Below are 16101 nucleotides of genomic sequence, written 5' to 3'. Positions count from 1 at the left end.
CTTCAGTTTACGAGATCGCTCACTATTCCAACGGCATCAATGACTGTCTTAGTGTCATCTGATATCGACAGGATTTCGTCATCCACGCGAATATATCGCTGACCGGCGGGTAGGGGCTTCAACTTCCAGCTGTCCAGGTCATCAAGATAATCAAAATTCAGATCGTTAGGGAGTTTCTGACCTCGCGTATAACGCTTGATCTGTCCGGGCGGTACACCAACGCCATTATTGGTCTTTATCGACTTTTCGATTTTCGACTTGTCTGGGCCTTTCCCTTTGCCCTTGTTGTCTTTTGCGTCCGCAAGACCAACCGTTGCGGCGACGGCGCAAGTCGCCAGAAGCCCAATAGACATTACTTTCATAAGCAGAATCCTCCCAAGATGGTCGGAGGGTAATCTGTTGTTGAGGGCGTTGTCCAATGGTATTCAATTAAGTGAATGAAAGGGTGCGCAGCTACTTTGACTATTGGAATCTGGGTTTGTTTTTGCCCCTCTCAGTCTTCGACAAATCGAACCTTACCAATAAACGGCAGGTTGCGATTGCGCTGCGCGTAGTCGATCCCGTAACCCACAACGAATTCGTCCGGAATTTCAAAGCCGATCCAATCGGAACGGAAATCGACCTCGCGCCGGCTGGGTTTGTCCAGCAAGGCAATGGACTTAAGTCGGCTTGGCTTGCGGCTGCGCAACAGTTTTGTGACGTGGTTCAGCGTGTGGCCGGTGTCGACAATATCCTCAACAGCCAAAACATCGCGCCCTTCAATCGCGCCGCGTAAGTCTTTGAGAATACGTACTTCCCGGCTGCTTTCCATCGCGTCTCCATACGAGGATACTTCGAGGAAATCGACTTCGATCGGCAGGTCCAGCTCGCGCACCAGATCCGCGATGAAGACGAAACTGCCGCGCAGCAGGCCGACCACGATCAGCTTGTCGGTATCTCCGAATTCTGCCGTGATTTCGCGGCATAATTCCTCGATTCGGGCTGCAATCGCCTTGGCCGAGATCATCGTATCTATCACATATGCGCGGTCGCTCATCGCTGCCCCCTTGATCTTTGGCGCGCAACATACGACATGACGCGCCATTGTCACCTGAAAAACCGGACGCCATGCCTACTCATTCGGAAACACGCCACCTTCTTTACACTGCGCAGCAGATGTACGAGCTGGTCGCCGATGTGGCCAAGTACCCCGAGTTTCTGCCGTGGTGCGCAGCTGCCCGCATTCGTCGGACCTATGCGGCGGGTGAGGCGCAAGTCATGGAAGCAGATCTGGTGATCTCGTTCAAAGTGTTCCGCGAACGGTTCGGCAGCCGGGTAACACTGTTTGCCGATCAGAAAAGAATCGACACTGAATATCTGGACGGTCCTTTCAAATACATGAAATCCGACTGGCAATTCGCTGACGCCGACGATGGCGGATGCAACATCACGTTCCACGTGGATTTCGAATTCAAGAACGCGATCCTTCAGGGGATCATCGGCGTGGTCTTCAACGAGGCTATGCATCGGATCGTTCAGGCCTTTGAGACCCGCGCGAAGGACTTGTACAGCTAGGTCTTTACCCCGGGTTGGCGGTCGCTAGACTGCGCCCATGACCGATTTTACCACATCACTGGCAGCCTTCGCGGCGGGGCCAATCACGACGACTTTGCAGACGCGGGTCGTTACGTCTCTTTCTGTTTTGGACTGGATTGCTGTCGGGCGTGCCGGAGTTGATGAACCTGTTTCGCGGACAGTGCGCGACCTTGTGCTTGGCGAAGGGGGTGCGGAACAAGCGCGCCTTTTTGGTGGAGGTGGGGCACCCCTGCGCGGTGCTGCATTGGTAAACGGAACCGTGTCGCATGCCCTGGATTATGACGACACGCATTTTGCCCATATCGGGCATCCATCCGTTGCCGTCCTTCCGGCGGCGCTGGCCATAAGCGAGTGGGACGACCGTATTCTGGTCGATTTCCTTGAGGCAGCCTTGGTTGGGATGGAGACGTCCATTCGGATCGGCGTCTGGCTGGGGCGCGAACACTATCAGGCGGGCTTTCACCAGACAGCAACGTCTGGCGCATTTGGTGCGGCTGTCGCTGCAGGGCGCATACTGGGGTTCGACGTCGAACAGATGCGCAAAGTTCTGGGCCTGACAGCGACTCGGGCTGCCGGTCTAAAGGCGCAATTCGGAACGATGGGAAAACCTTATAACGCGGGTCTTGCTGCCTCTGCCGGGGTTGAGGCAGCTTTGTTGGTGGCATCGGGATTCGATCCCAATTCAGACGCGTTGGAAGGGTCCTATGGATTTGGCGCGACACATAAAGGACAGTCTCACATTGCGGCCTCATTGGATGGGCTGGGCGCGGAATGGCTTTTTGAAGGCGTCAGTCACAAGTTTCATGCGTGTTGTCACGGTTTGCACGCAGCACTTGAGGCCGCGCGCGACCTGGATATCGCCGAACCGGAAGTCGCCGAGATCAAGATCAAGACGCATCCAAGGTGGATGAGCGTCTGCAACCAGACATCCCCGACAACTGGCCTCGGTGCCAAGTTCTCTTATCGGACGGTGATTGCGATGCAGGCGCTTGGCTATGATACGGCCCTGCCGGGCAGCTATTCGGACAAGATATGCGCCGACCCGCGGCTAGTATCCTTGCGGGACCGAGTCTCTGTCGAAGCGGATGAAAGTTTGTCGGAAACGCAGGCGCAGCTGACCTTGTTGCGCCGGGATGGGGCAAGGCGCGAGGCCACGCATGACCTGTTGGCCCCGATGACGCTGTCGGACCGTGAGGACCGGGTGCGAGGCAAAGCCAACAAGCTGATCGGAACAGATGACGCGGACGCGATCTGGTCGATGCTGCGCACCGGAGGCCGCGCCCGCGATTTGTCTGCGTTGCTGGAGGGTTAAGTCACGCGCCAGTGTAGCGGGAAACCCGGTTCAAACACTGTGACCGGACCATCTTCGCAGTCGATCTTGTCCGGGTATTCGACCGGTTCGCCTTTGGTCAGGGTGATGGTTTCCTCATTCACCGGAAGGCGATAGAAGGCCGGGCCGTTCAAAGACACAAAGCCTTCCAGCTTGTCCAAAGCGCCCTCGCGGTCAAACATCTCGGCCACCAGTGACATTGTATTGGTCGCCGTGAAACATCCCGCACACCCGCAGGCCATTTCCTTGTTGGCGTCGGTGTGGGGTGCGCTGTCAGTACCCAGGAAATAACGCGCATCGCCAGAGGTTGCAGCTGCCAGCAGAGCCAATCGATGTTCTTCGCGCTTGGCAACGGGCAAGCAATAGTAATGCGGCTTGATTCCACCCACGAGGATATGGTTGCGGTTGATGATCAGGTGGTGCGCTGTGATCGTTGCACCCAGATCCATGTCATTGGATTTGACGTAGTCAACGCCGTTCGCGGTCGTGATGTGCTCCATCACCACGCGCAGGCCGGGTGTGGCCTTGCGGATCGGATCCAGAACACGGACGATGAACACAGCTTCGCGGTCGAAGATGTCGATCTCGGCGTCGGTGACCTCACCATGTACGCACAAGGGCAGGCCGATCTCGGCCATCTTTTCCAGCACCGGACGCACTTTGTCGAAGTCCTGCACGCCCGAGGCAGAGTTGGTTGTTGCGCCCGCCGGGTACAGTTTGACCGCTTTGACCAAACCGCTGGCATGGGCTGCTGCCATATCATCGGGGTCCGTATCCTCGGTCAGGTACAGCGTCATCAACGGGTCGAACGTCATGCCTTCGGGTAGCGCAGCCAATATGCGGTCGCGATAGGCGGCGGCCTGATCGCCGCGTACGACGGGCGGTACAAGGTTCGGCATAATGATCGCGCGGGCAAAATGACGCGCGGTTTCGGGCAGGACGGCCTGCAACATCGCGCCATCGCGCAGGTGCAGATGCCAGTCGTCGGGGCGGCGGATCGTGAGGGTATCGGTCATGGCCTTCCGCTAGCACAGCGGACCCGGCGGTGAAAGACCTTCAATTCGGTCCCAGACCTTGTCAACTTGTGCGATCGTCGTAAGTCCCGGAAAGAACACAGCCTTGACGCGCGCGAGCGCCCATGACCTGTTGTGCCAAGGGAGAGATCGAAACATGACACAGCCAGATTCCATCGACGCCGTTCAATCCACGCTGGGCGCGCAAGGTTATGTCTGCGGGCGCGCGCTGGCGACGGTGGTGTTTCTGTCCCTGAAACTGGGCCGACCACTGTTTCTGGAAGGTGAGGCCGGGGTGGGCAAGACTGAGATCGCCAAGGCCCTTGCCGCCGGACTGAATCGTCGCCTGATCAGGTTGCAATGCTACGAAGGTCTGGATGCCTCTTCCGCTGTTTACGAATGGAATTTTCCGGCGCAGATGGTGGCGATCCGCACGGCCGAAGCCTCGGGCGGGGCGGATCGGGGCACATTGCAGACCGAGCTATTCTCGGACGAGTACCTGATTGAACGCCCGCTGCTGCAGGCAATGCGCCCGGACGAACATGGTGCGCCGGTCCTGCTGATCGACGAACTTGATCGCACGGACGAACCGTTCGAGGCCTTCTTGCTTGAGGCGCTCAGCGATTTTCAGGTCACGATTCCTGAACTGGGCACGGTCAAAGCACCGGAGCCGCCCATCGTGATCGTCACCTCGAACCGCACACGCGAAGTGCATGATGCACTAAAACGACGCTGCCTCTATCATTGGGTCGACTACCCCGATTTCGACCGAGAGATCGAAATCCTGCACGCGCGCGCGCCGGAAGCTGCCGAAGCGCTTAGTCGTGAGGTCGTGGCCTTTGTTCAGCATCTACGCACCGAAGACTTGTTCAAGAAACCGGGTGTGGCGGAGACGATTGATTGGGCCAAATGCCTGCTTGCGCTGGACGTCATCAACCTTAGCCCCGAAGTCATCGGTGATACCTTGGGTGCGATCTTGAAATATCAGGACGACATCCAGAAATTGCAGGGGTCCGAGGCCAAACGAATACTGGATCAAGCCAAAGCGTCGCTGGAACCAGCCTGATGGCTGAACAGCTTCCGATCGACATTCCTGACAACCCCAAGCTGGCGCAGAACATCACTCATTTTGCGCGGGCGTTGCGTAAAGCCGGGTTGCCGATCGGAACTGGGCGCGTTGTTGACGCCATTCGCGCGGTACAAGCGGCGGGGTTCACGGAAAAACAGGATTTCTATTGGACACTGCACGCCTGTTTTGTGAACCGCCCGGAACACCGCACTGTATTTGCGCAGGTCTTTCGCCTCTATTGGCGTGACCCCCGATATCTTGAACACATGATGTCGATGATGCTGCCGGCCATCCGTGGCGTACAGGAAGAACGCAAGGCTGACGCGGCCGAAAAGCGCGCGGCCGAGGCGTTGTTGGACGGGGTCGAACGTGATCTGCCCGAGGTGGCTGAGCAGGAAGAGGAGACTGAGTTAGAGATCGACGCCTCGCAAACGGCGTCCTCCGAGGAACGCCTGCGCAGTCTGGACTTTGAGCAGATGAGCACCGCCGAGATCGCGCAAGCCAAGCGCATGCTGTCGCGGCTTGCTCTGCCGGTAAAGCCGATAGAATCCAGACGTGGTCAGTCCAGCCATTTGGGCCATCGTATCGATCGGGCGCGAACGCTGCGCGCGGCGATGCGGCAGGGGGGAGAGTTGCGCGACATTGCCAAGCTCAAGCCCAAGCCGCGATGGCCCAACCTTGTTGTACTCTGCGATATTTCGGGGTCAATGAGCCAATACAGTCGGGTCGTTCTGCATTTCCTTCATGCCGTTTCGAATGCCAAAGGGGCGGGCTGGGCCAAGGTTCATGCGTTTACGTTCGGGACGCGCCTGACCAACATCACTCGCCATCTTCAGCAGCGCGACGTAGATGCCGCGCTGGCCGCCGCCGGGGCCGAGGCGCAGGATTGGGAAGGGGGGACGCGGATTGGCGAGTGTCTGCATGCGTTCAACCGCGATTGGTCGCGGCGGGTCATGGGGCAGGGTGCTGTGGTCCTATTGATCTCGGACGGGCTGGATCGCGGAGACCCCGAGGCGTTGGGTAAAGAGGTGGAGCGTCTGCACCTGTCCGCGCGCCGTCTGATCTGGTTGAATCCATTGCTGCGGTGGGATGGGTTCGCGCCCAAAGCGCAAGGCGTCGCAGCAATGCTGCCGCATGTGGACAGCTTCCGTGCTGGTCACTCGATCGCGTCGTTGGAAGATCTGGCCAATGTCATCTCAAAACCCGATGACGTGGGTGAGAAAGCGCGGTTGTTGTCCGCGCTTTCCGACTGAGTATCAGCTCAGCTGTTCTTCGTTACACTTGCGGGCCATTTCCATGGCTTTGTAAGTACCGGTCAGATCAACGGTGAAGGCAAATTCCTTTTCCGGGAACACAACCATAACCTTTTGCTTGGCGAGGTCATCGGCGAATTGGGGATCGTCAGACAGGACGTACCCACCAGAGTAACCCTTGGTGATGTTGCCCTTCATACCGGTTGCTTCACCAACATAGATATTGTCGCCCAGCAGGACCGCGACAGCTTCTTTTTCACCGCGCTTGATGTCGGTCTTGGCCTTGGTGAAGACGCCGACATATCCGACGCTACGGTCTTCGGTCAGACCCATCTGAACGACATTTTCGGCGTCGTCTACAGCTTCGATCAGGCAGGATTTCTTGTCTTCGTCGATAAAGACTTTCCAACCTTCAACTTCGCCGTAACGCAGGAAAGTGTCCGCGGATGCAACGCTTGCGGTGAACAGGCCAAATGCCATTCCGAGTGTAATAATGCGTTTCAACTCTCTGTCTCCGTTGTGAAAAATTAATATGCGCATACTGGAATGCAGCAGCTATGCATGTAGGCTAGAATCTGGTTCAGGTGCAATCAATGATTAGTCGTTGGCGTGCTGATCTGGGCTTGTATACGCCGATTCAGGTCGTTGCGTAAGTGAGTGGGGAACATTCGATATTGGTCTTAAGGCTCACTTTTCATTGCGCCAAACCTGCCTATGTTGGATCAGAACAGGCCGGGAGGGTGCAATGGACAGATTCGACAACAGCCCAGAGACGGCTCTTAAATGGCATGACGAAGGTCATCCAACCGCGCTGGCCACGGTGGTTGAAACCTGGGGCAGCGCGCCGCGCCGTGTCGGGGCTCAGTTGGTGATTGCTGCAGATGGTCGCATCGAAGGCTCGGTGTCCGGTGGCTGTGTCGAAGGGGCGGTCATCGTCGAAGCGCTTGAAGCGATGGACGAGGGTGAGGCACGTCTGTTGGAATTTGGCGTCAGCGACGAAGATGCCTTTGCTGTGGGTCTGGCCTGTGGCGGAACGATCCGTGTTTTAGTGGAACCTATCGGTTCGGTCCTGCCAGAATCCATGTTGCGAGATCTGGTCAAAGCCCGCGCTCAGCGGGAACCGGTGGCCTATGAAGTTAATACCGAAACCGGTCATCGGGCTTTGCGGCGGAAAGCCTATTCAGACCGAATGCGCAAGGACCGATCAGGTTTTGAGGAGGACGGACAGACATTTGTTGCGGTCCACAACCCTCCGCTGCGATTGATAATTGTGGGAGCAGTGCACATTGCGCAGGCGCTGGTTCCGATGGCCCGGATCGCAGGATATGATCCGGCCATCATCGACCCGCGCGATGCCTTTGCCTCTGGTGCCCGTTTCCCGGGCGAAACCATCCTGACTGATTGGCCGGACGAGGCGGTGGCCAAGCTGGGTATGGACACGCGAACCGCTGTTGTCTTGCTGACGCATGACCCCAAATTGGACGACCCGGCTTTGGAATCCGCCTTGAAGGCGGGCGTGTTTTTTATCGGGGCTCTGGGGTCCACGCGTACGCATGCCAAACGAGTTGCTCGCATGAAAGAGGCGGGTTTTTCGGACGAACAGATTGCCCAGATCCACGGACCTATTGGATTGGATATCGGCGCGGCGGATCCGTCCGAGATCGCGGTGGCCATCCTCGCCCAGATGACGGCCGTGCTGCGGGGCAAGGCGTGAAATTCGGTCCCGTTCCTGTCGCTGAGGCCACCGGCGCGATCCTTGCACACTCCGTCCAGGTGCAGGATGCCAAGTTGCGCAAAGGATTGCTGCTGACGTCCGAACATGGCGCTCAGCTGGGTGCAGCTGGATATGATGAGGTCACGGTTGCGCAGCTTGAGCCCGGCGATTGCCACGAAGACGAGGCTGCTGAAATGTTGGCCGCAGCGCTTGCGCCTGATCCAGACGCTGCCGGTTTACGGGTAACGCAGCCGTTTACCGGGCGCGTGAACTTGCTGGCCGACGGGCCAGGTGTTGTCGAATTGGACGTCGCGGCCCTGCAGGAGTTCAACTGCGTCAACCCGATGATCACCGTAGCGACGGTGCCGCAATATCAACAGATGGGCCCGGGCGGGATGGTCGCCACGATCAAGGTGATATCCTATGCCGTTCCAAAGGATGACGTCGTGCAGGCCGCTGGTCTGGCCAGGGCTTCGATTCGTCTGATGGCACCGGTCCATAAAACGGCAGGGCTGATCGTCACGGATATTCCCGGAGGTCCCCCCAACGAAAAGGGTATTGCAGCCATTCGTGGCCGGGTGGAAACCCTTGGCATGGACCTCAGCGATGTACGGATCGTTCCACACAAAGCCGAACCGCTTTCGCAGGCTATTTCAGAGGCTGCCGGTGACATTGTGATGATCCTGACCGGCTCTGCCACATCTGATGTTTTTGATGTTGCACCTCAGGCCGTGCGGGCGGCTGGCGGTCAGGTGGACAGGTTCGGCATGCCAGTCGACCCCGGCAATCTGCTGTTTCTTGGAACACTCGGCCCAAGGCCGGTAATCGGATTGCCCGGGTGCGCCCGTTCGCCTGCATTGAACGGTGCGGATTGGGTCCTGTCGCGGGTTGCTTGCGGGATAGAAACAACCGGCGCGGACATTGCTGGGATGGGGGTTGGCGGGTTGTTGAAAGAAATCCCGACGCGGCCGCAACCACGTGCGTCGCGCAAAAGGTGATGTAGCAATTTAGCTTTTCTTCTTAGGCGGCTGAGATGGAAAAGACGACCCCTACGAACGTCGGATATTGGCGCTAAATATTTTTGTTCTCAAACAAATTTTCCCGTGTTTAACTCGGCGATAGCGATAAAAGCCAATAGGGGAGGATCTTATGACCAAGGTCTCAATGACCGTGAACGGTAAGACCGTGAGCGGTGAGGTGGAAGGTCGGACGCTGTTGTCCGGTTTTTTACGCGAGAATCTCAATCTCACTGGCACTCATGTGGGTTGCGATACAGCGCAATGTGGCGCGTGTGTTGTCCATGTGAACGGCGAGGCGGTGAAGTCCTGCAATATGCTGGCACTTGAGGCAGACGGGGCTGATGTGGGCACGATCGAAGGCCAGGCTAACCAGGATGGCTCGCTGAACGTGATTCAGCAGGCATTTCAGGACCATCACGGCTTGCAATGCGGTTTCTGCACACCGGGAATGGTCATGAGTGCTGCAGCACTGCTGAAGGAAAACCCGCGCCCGACCGAAGCCGAGGTGCGCAAGTATCTGGAAGGCAACCTGTGCCGTTGCACCGGCTACCACAACATTGTCAAGGCGATCATGGCCGCATCTGGTCAGGACGTCAGCAGCATCGCTGCCGAATGATGCCGCTACGGGCGTCCGATGAAGCGCCCGTGGGAAGACATAGGATGCACAGCATCCGTTTATGGGAGGAGAACAAGCAATGCCCAAAGACAGTGGCATCGGAGCCAGTTCCAAGCGGCGCGAAGACGTACGCTTTCTGACCGGAGCGGGCAATTATACCGACGACATCAACGTACATGGCCAGGCCTATGTACATTTCCTACGGTCCGACATCGCGCATGGACGGATCCAAAGTATCGACACCTCTGCAGCTGAAGGCATGCCGGGCGTGGTGAAGGTTTTCACCGGCAAGGATTTCGAAGGCGTGGGCGGGATGCCCTGCGGTTGGGAAGTGACCGACAAGCACGGCGCACCTATGCAGGAACCGCCGCACCCTATTTTGGCACAAGGCAAGGTGCGCCATGTGGGCGACCCGATTGCGGCCGTTGTGGCCGACAGTCTCGAACAGGCCCGTGATGCGGCCGAGGCGATCGATCTGGATATCGAAGAACTGCCGGCTGTCATGAACATGAAAGCTGCTGCTCAGGATGGGTCGACGCTGGTTCACGACGATCTGAAAAACAACATCTGCTATGACTGGCAATTGGGTGAGACGGACGACGCCAAGGTCGATGAGGTCTTTGCCAATGCAGCTCACGTAACGACGCTGGATCTGGTCAACAACCGCCTGGTCGCAAACCCGATGGAACCGCGTGTGGCGGTGGGTGAGTACAAGCGTGGTACGGACGAATACACGCTATTTACCACGTCGCAAAACCCGCATGTGATCCGCCTGCTGATGTGTGCTTTTGTTCTGGGCCTGCCCGAACATAAAGTGCGCGTGGTGGCCCCGGACGTGGGCGGCGGTTTTGGCACCAAGATATTCCACTATGCGGAAGAAGCGTTCTGCACCTTTGCTGCCAAGGCCTGCAATCGCCCGGTCAAGTGGACCTCAAGCAGGTCCGAGGCGTTCATGTCCGATGCCCATGGCCGCGACCATGTCAGCAAGATCGAGTTGGCGCTGGATGCAGACAACAACTTCATCGGCCTGCGCACCAACACCTATGCGAACCTTGGTGCGTATCTGTCGACCTTCTCTAGCTCAGTTCCGACCTGGCTGCACGGCACGCTGATGGCAGGCAACTACAAGACGCCGGTCATTCAGGTGAATGTGAAGGCGATGTTCACCAACACGGTGCCGGTGGACGCCTATCGCGGCGCTGGACGCCCAGAGGCGACCTACCAGCTGGAGCGTGTCGTTGACAAAGCTGCACGCGAGTTGGGTGTTGATCCGATTGCCCTGCGCCGTCAGAACTTTATCACTCAGTTCCCCTATGACACTCCGGTCGCACTGACTTATGACACCGGGGATTACAACGGGACGATGGACAAGCTTGAGGTCGCTGCCGATCTGGCGGGTTTCGCCGCGCGTCGGGCCGAAAGCGAAGCCAATGGCAAGCTGCGTGGTCTGGGCATCAACTGCTATATTGAGGCCTGCGGTATCGCGCCTTCGAACATCGTCGGGATGCTGGGGGCCCGCGCGGGTCTGTATGATGCCGCAACTGTTCGGGTGAACGCCACCGGTTCGATCAGCGTCATGGTGGGCGCACACAGCCACGGGCAGGGGCACGAGACGGCCTTTCCGCAAGTCGTAGCCGACATGATCGGTATCGACGAGTCGATGGTCGAGATCGTTCATGGTGACACCTCCAAGATCCCGTTTGGTATGGGCACATACGGTTCGCGTTCGCTGGCCGTTTGTGGTTCGGCCATGGTCAAGGCGACGGAAAAGGTGATCGAGAAAGCGAAGAAGATCGCGGCCCACCTTTTGGAAGCGTCCGAGGCCGATATCGAGCTTAAGGACGGTCAGTTCAGCGTCGCGGGCACGGACAAATCGGTGGCCTGGGGTGATGTGACCCTGACGGCTTATGTTCCGCACAACTATCCGCTGGAAGTTGAGCCAGGGTTGGAGGAGACCGCGTTTTACGACCCGGCCAACTTTACTTACCCCGCCGGTGCATATGCGTGCGAGGTCGAGGTTGACCCCGAGACCGGTCAGGTGACCATCGAGGCCTTCACTGCCGCTGACGACTTTGGCAACATAGTCAACCCGATGATCGTCGACGGTCAGGTTCATGGCGGTATCGGTCAGGGTATTGGTCAGGCGCTGCTGGAAAACTGTGCCTATGACGAAAACGGTCAGTTGCTGAGCGCGTCTTTCATGGATTATGCGATGCCGCGCGCGGATGACGTACCTTTCTATGGTGTCGATCATTCCAGCCAGACGCCCTGTACGCATAACCCGTTAGGTGTGAAGGGCTGCGGCGAAGCCGGTGCAATTGGCTCGCCGCCGGCGGTGGTCAATGCGGTGTTGGATGCGCTGAACTCGGGCGGCAAGGCGGTCGATCACATCGATATGCCGGTGAGCCCGTCCCGCGTCTGGGCGGCGATGAACAGCTGATTGGTTGGGTGGGCTGGGGGCTCTGCCCCCAGACCCCCGGAATATTTATAGCCAGATGAAGGGCGGATCCGCGCCTTTCGGAAAGGAAAGCGAAATGTACAATTTCGAGTTTGAAAAGCCCTCGACAATTGCGGATGCTGTTTCGGCATTGGGAGGCGAGGATGCACAGGCGTTGGGGGGTGGCCAAACGTTGATCCCAACGCTGAAACAACGATTGGCAGCACCGTCTACACTGGTGTCGCTGGGTGGGATACCCGACATACAGGGCGTTTGCATCGAGGATGACGGGTCTGTGGCCATTGGTGGCGCAACAACCCACGCAACGGTGGCGTCAGAGGCCGCCGGCAGCTATCCGGCTCTGGCCGCGCTGGCTGGACAGATCGGCGATCCAGCGGTGCGTAATCGAGGTACAATCGGTGGCTCGCTGGCCAACAATGATCCGGCCGCTTGCTATCCGGCGGGCGCTTTAGGATCAGGTGCGACGATCATCACCAATACGCGCCAAATCGCGGCGGATGATTTCTTCGAGGGCATGTTCAGTACAGCCCTGGAGGAAGGTGAGATCATCACCACGGTCAATTTTCCGGTGCCACAAGCGGCCAGCTACCAGAAATTCCTGCAACCCGCATCGCGATTTGCACTAGTCGGAGTGTATCTGGCGCGTTTCGCGGACGGTGTTCGCGTTGCGGTAACAGGTGCCAGTGAGGATGGTGTGTTCCGCTGGTCCGAGGCCGAGGAAGCACTGAACAAGGAGTTTCGGCAGGATGCCTTGACCGGGCTGAGCATCAATCCCGCGAATATGATTGCCGATTTGCACGGCAGTAAGGCGTATCGCGCGCATCTGGTCAGCGTGATGACCAAGAGGGCCATTGAAGCCTGCATGTAAGCTCAAAACTGTCAAAAAAGCCCCGGACCTTATGGCCGGGGCTTTTTTTATTTCCGTCTTATTCTGGGCGGCTGGGATGGTTGCCAGTATGCGCCTGTGTCTTCTCGGGACTTTTGGTAATTGTCCACGCGATTGCGCGCGACGTCTCCGCCTGCTTGAAATAGGTGACCCAGTAGGCATTCCAGAACCGCCATGGCCCCAGCATAGTTCGAGAAGTGGTGCAGAGATCGCGTGCTGACGGGGAAAACCACGTCCGGCTCGATCCCGGGTGCGATCACTTCGCTGTCGGCAATCAGGATGAGCGGCACATTCATGCGTCGCGCCAATCGCATTGATTGGATGGTTTCGGCGGAATAAGGGTGAACGGTGATTGCAATCAGGCAATCGTTGGGGCTTGCGTCCAACAGATCATCTGCCGCGGACCCCATGTGGCGCGGAATAAGTTGCAGACCGGGGTGTGCCATGCGTCCCGCATATGAAAAATAGTAAGACAAGGCGTAGCTGGCCCGGGTGGCGGTGACAAAGCACCTGTCAGCAGACGTCATAATTTCAACGGCGCGCTTGACGCGTTCAGGGTTCATTAACCTCAGGGATCGCATAACGACGTTCTGTGCATTCTGGGCGAATTTTGCCTGGGCAGCGCTGAATGAATCACCGTCTTGCATGTCGGCAAGCCAACTTTGACTCAAATGATCCTCACCATCTGTGACCAACGCATCGCGGAACGGAGCGCGCAGGCTGTCGAAGCGGTCATATCCCATCCGGTCCGCCAGTCGGACCAGAACGTTCGAGCTGACGCCGATCTTTGCTGCGGTTTCCCGAATTGAGTCCAGCCCGAAATCTCCGGGATGGTCGAGGATGTATTTTGCCGCCATCTGCAATCCGGGAGGCAACTGGTCAATCTGCTGTCGCAGAGCTTCGGTAAGCTGGCTCAAAGACTTGGTCATCCGTGAAAGAAAACAAATGTTATGAAAGATGTAAATTGAAAACGCGCCTAAGGTCCTTAACTGGGTTAATAGTCTAAAAGGGTACTCTTATGTCCAAAACACTGCCGCAATCGCATACGCCCTATGTTCTGGTGGCGCCGAACGGTGCCCGCAGGCGGCATGCGGATCACGCTCAGCTTCCGGTGTCTGTGCAGGAGATCGTATCGACTTCGCAAAGCTGCTTTCGGGCCGGTGCAGATGGAATTCACCTGCATGTGCGCGATGATCAGGGGCAGCATTCTCTGGATGCCGGGCGTTATCTTGAGACGATGGCAGAGTTGCGTCGTGCCGTGCCAGAGATGGATGTCCAGATCACGACCGAGGCAGCGGGTATCTTTGATGTCCCGGCCCAATTGCACTGTTTGCAAAATGTAAAGCCGAAATGGGCTTCGATCTCGGTCCGGGAAATCGCGCGCACGCCAGACCTCGCAAATAGTGTTTATGGTCTCTGTGCCGAGCAGGGAACGCGCGTTCAGCATATTCTCTATGACGATGCAGATGCTGCGCTTTTGGCAGATTGGCAGGCTCGCGGTATTGTCCGTGATGGGCAGACTGATCGTCTGCTGGTTCTGGGGCGGTATACTGCGGGGCAGGAATCCGCACCAGAAGACCTTGATCACTTTTCGCAAACCCACTCCAGTTGGATGGTCTGTGCATTCGGAAAGCAGGAACATGCTTGCCTAAAAACGGCTGCGGACCGTGGCGGGGATGTGCGGGTTGGATTTGAAAATAGCTTGACCGACCAGGATGGAAGTACCTGGGCGAACAACGCAGCGTCGGTTTCGGCACTGGTCGCGGCTTTGAAAGGACCTCAGCAATGAGCCACGTTTTTCCTCGTCATACCAAATCGAACCTGCCGGTCGCCGTTAGTGGCGACGGGTGTTACCTGATCGACGATCAGGGGCAGCGCTATCTGGATTGTGGTGACGCTGCGGTGTCATGCCTTGGGCATTCGAACCCGGCGGTTATTGAGGCCGTGCAGCGGCAGGTCGAACAGATCGCTTTTGCACATACCGGATTCATGACATCCGAACCTGCTGAGGCGTTGGCCGATCTGTTGGTGGAACACGCGCCTGATGGTCTGGACCGTGTGTATTTCGTCTCAGGCGGGTCCGAGGCGACCGAGGCGGCGATGAAACTCGCGCGGCAGTACTTTCTTGAAATTGGCCAGCCCGAGCGTCGCCGGGTGATCGCTCGGCGGCAGAGCTATCACGGGAACACTTTGGGCGCGTTGTCGGCTGGAGGTAACGAATGGCGACGCGCGCAGTTTGCTCCGATGCTGATCGAGATGACACATATCGCGCCCTGTTTCGAATACGCTGAAAAGGCGGATGCCGAGAGCAGCTTTGACTACGGCCAGCGCGTCGCGAATGAGTTGGAGGCCGAGATCCTTCGCTTGGGTCCTAAAACGGTTATGGCGTTCATGGCGGAACCCGTTGTGGGCGCAACGCTGGGCGCGGTTCCTGCTGTTGAGGGGTATTTCCAGCGTATTCGCCAGATCTGTGACCAATATGGCGTTCTGTTGATTCTTGATGAAGTCATGTGTGGCATGGGGCGGACCGGACATTTGTTTGCCTGCGATCATGATGGGATTGCGCCGGACATTCTGTGCATCGCCAAAGGGTTGGGCGCTGGTTACCAACCGATTGGCGCGATGATGTGCACCGGGAAAATCTATGATGCAATTCGCGACGGGTCCGGGTTCTTTCAACATGGTCACACCTATATCGGTCACCCGGTTGCGACGGCAGCGGCCCTGGCTGTTGTCACCGAACTTACCACGCGCGCGTTGCCCGCGCGCGCCGGTGTCATGGGCGAGAAGCTGCAAGCGGCGTTGCAGGCCGAATTCGGACAGCATCCGAATGTCGGTGATATCCGTGGCAGGGGGCTGTTTCGAGGGCTGGAGCTGGTGGCTGATCGCGAAACAAAAACACCGTTTGATCCGGCTCATGGCGTAGCAGGCAAAATCAAGAAAGCCGCGCTGGCTGAGGGGCTGATCTGCTATCCCATGTCCGGTACACGGGATGGGCGTCTTGGGGATCATGTCCTGCTGGCCCCGCCATTCATCATTGAAGACGCGCAAATAGACGAGCTTGTGGGCAAACTTGGTCGGGCGATCTCGACCTCGATCCCCGGCTGACGCGCCGCGTGGCCTGTACCTAAAAACCAACAAAAAAACCCTGTCAGAGCGGATCTGACA

The 16101-nt window shown here is 57.7% G+C and carries 16 protein-coding genes; 11 read left to right on the top strand and 5 right to left on the bottom strand.

The annotated features are described in order from the left end of the window. Positions 1-2: 2 nt before the first annotated feature. On the bottom strand, positions 3-362 hold the full coding sequence (locus tag AC2FFP_RS05365; RefSeq protein ID WP_496765225.1) for a hypothetical protein: 360 nt from the start codon (positions 360-362) through the stop codon (positions 3-5). A gap of 131 nt (positions 363-493) precedes the next feature. Beyond that, the gene (gene hpt, locus AC2FFP_RS05360; RefSeq protein ID WP_058271886.1) at positions 494-1036 is read right to left on the bottom strand and encodes a hypoxanthine phosphoribosyltransferase; all 543 of its coding nucleotides are present in this window, start codon (positions 1034-1036) and stop codon (positions 494-496) included. A gap of 71 nt (positions 1037-1107) precedes the next feature. Between hpt and AC2FFP_RS05355 the strand changes: the two genes are divergently transcribed. Both AC2FFP_RS05355 and AC2FFP_RS05350 read left to right on the top strand, forming a co-directional pair. Beyond that, entirely contained in the window at positions 1108-1554 is a 447-nt protein-coding gene (locus AC2FFP_RS05355; protein WP_496765222.1) for a type II toxin-antitoxin system RatA family toxin, read from the top strand. A gap of 37 nt (positions 1555-1591) precedes the next feature. Continuing rightward, complete coding sequence (locus tag AC2FFP_RS05350; RefSeq protein ID WP_496843921.1) at positions 1592-2887, top strand: MmgE/PrpD family protein; 1296 nt, start codon at positions 1592-1594, stop codon at positions 2885-2887. Here the strand turns inward: AC2FFP_RS05350 and pyrC are convergent. Next, the gene (pyrC, locus tag AC2FFP_RS05345) at positions 2884-3921 is read right to left on the bottom strand and encodes a dihydroorotase (protein ID WP_496776663.1); all 1038 of its coding nucleotides are present in this window, start codon (positions 3919-3921) and stop codon (positions 2884-2886) included. The genes AC2FFP_RS05350 and pyrC overlap by 4 nt on opposite strands. A gap of 154 nt (positions 3922-4075) precedes the next feature. On the opposite strand from pyrC, the gene AC2FFP_RS05340 reads away from it, so the two are divergent. Next, positions 4076-4984, top strand: coding sequence for an AAA family ATPase (locus AC2FFP_RS05340; RefSeq protein ID WP_496722580.1), 909 nt, complete (start codon positions 4076-4078; stop codon positions 4982-4984). Then, complete coding sequence (locus AC2FFP_RS05335) at positions 4984-6240, top strand: vWA domain-containing protein (RefSeq protein WP_496704294.1); 1257 nt, start codon at positions 4984-4986, stop codon at positions 6238-6240. The genes AC2FFP_RS05340 and AC2FFP_RS05335 overlap by 1 nt, the downstream gene beginning before the upstream one ends. 3 nt (positions 6241-6243) lie before the next feature. Here the strand turns inward: AC2FFP_RS05335 and AC2FFP_RS05330 are convergent, their stop codons facing one another. Continuing rightward, entirely contained in the window at positions 6244-6744 is a 501-nt protein-coding gene (locus AC2FFP_RS05330; protein WP_254452874.1) for a hypothetical protein, read from the bottom strand. Positions 6745-6985: 241 nt separating this feature from the next. Between AC2FFP_RS05330 and AC2FFP_RS05325 the strand changes: the two genes are divergently transcribed. From AC2FFP_RS05325 to AC2FFP_RS05305, 5 genes are all read left to right on the top strand, one after another. Further along, positions 6986-7954: an XdhC family protein gene (locus AC2FFP_RS05325; RefSeq protein ID WP_496765211.1), complete on the top strand. Its 969-nt coding sequence runs from the start codon at positions 6986-6988 to the stop codon at positions 7952-7954. After that, complete coding sequence (locus AC2FFP_RS05320; protein WP_496765207.1) at positions 7951-8952, top strand: molybdopterin-binding protein; 1002 nt, start codon at positions 7951-7953, stop codon at positions 8950-8952. Before AC2FFP_RS05325 ends, AC2FFP_RS05320 begins: the two co-directional genes overlap by 4 nt. A gap of 151 nt (positions 8953-9103) precedes the next feature. After that, entirely contained in the window at positions 9104-9589 is a 486-nt protein-coding gene (locus tag AC2FFP_RS05315) for a (2Fe-2S)-binding protein (protein WP_109311614.1), read from the top strand. Between the two features lie 79 nt (positions 9590-9668). Continuing rightward, complete coding sequence (locus AC2FFP_RS05310; protein WP_496738600.1) at positions 9669-12029, top strand: xanthine dehydrogenase family protein molybdopterin-binding subunit; 2361 nt, start codon at positions 9669-9671, stop codon at positions 12027-12029. Between the two features lie 94 nt (positions 12030-12123). After that, positions 12124-12915 carry an FAD binding domain-containing protein gene (locus AC2FFP_RS05305; protein ID WP_496740001.1) on the top strand — a complete coding sequence of 264 codons (792 nt, stop codon included), beginning with the start codon at positions 12124-12126 and terminating at the stop codon, positions 12913-12915. 47 nt (positions 12916-12962) lie between these two features. Here the strand turns inward: AC2FFP_RS05305 and AC2FFP_RS05300 are convergent, their stop codons facing one another. Next, complete coding sequence (locus tag AC2FFP_RS05300; RefSeq protein ID WP_496880791.1) at positions 12963-13862, bottom strand: MurR/RpiR family transcriptional regulator; 900 nt, start codon at positions 13860-13862, stop codon at positions 12963-12965. 89 nt (positions 13863-13951) lie between these two features. Between AC2FFP_RS05300 and AC2FFP_RS05295 the strand changes: the two genes are divergently transcribed. Then, positions 13952-14722, top strand: coding sequence for a beta-keto acid cleavage family enzyme (locus AC2FFP_RS05295; RefSeq protein ID WP_496880790.1), 771 nt, complete (start codon positions 13952-13954; stop codon positions 14720-14722). Next, positions 14719-16041 carry an aspartate aminotransferase family protein gene (locus AC2FFP_RS05290; protein WP_496843919.1) on the top strand — a complete coding sequence of 441 codons (1323 nt, stop codon included), beginning with the start codon at positions 14719-14721 and terminating at the stop codon, positions 16039-16041. The genes AC2FFP_RS05295 and AC2FFP_RS05290 overlap by 4 nt, the downstream gene beginning before the upstream one ends. The last annotated feature ends 60 nt before the right edge of the window (positions 16042-16101 follow it).

The sequence above is a fragment of the Ruegeria sp. YTSC004 genome, assembly GCF_059609805.1.
This window is presented reverse-complemented; position numbering and strand designations above follow the sequence as displayed.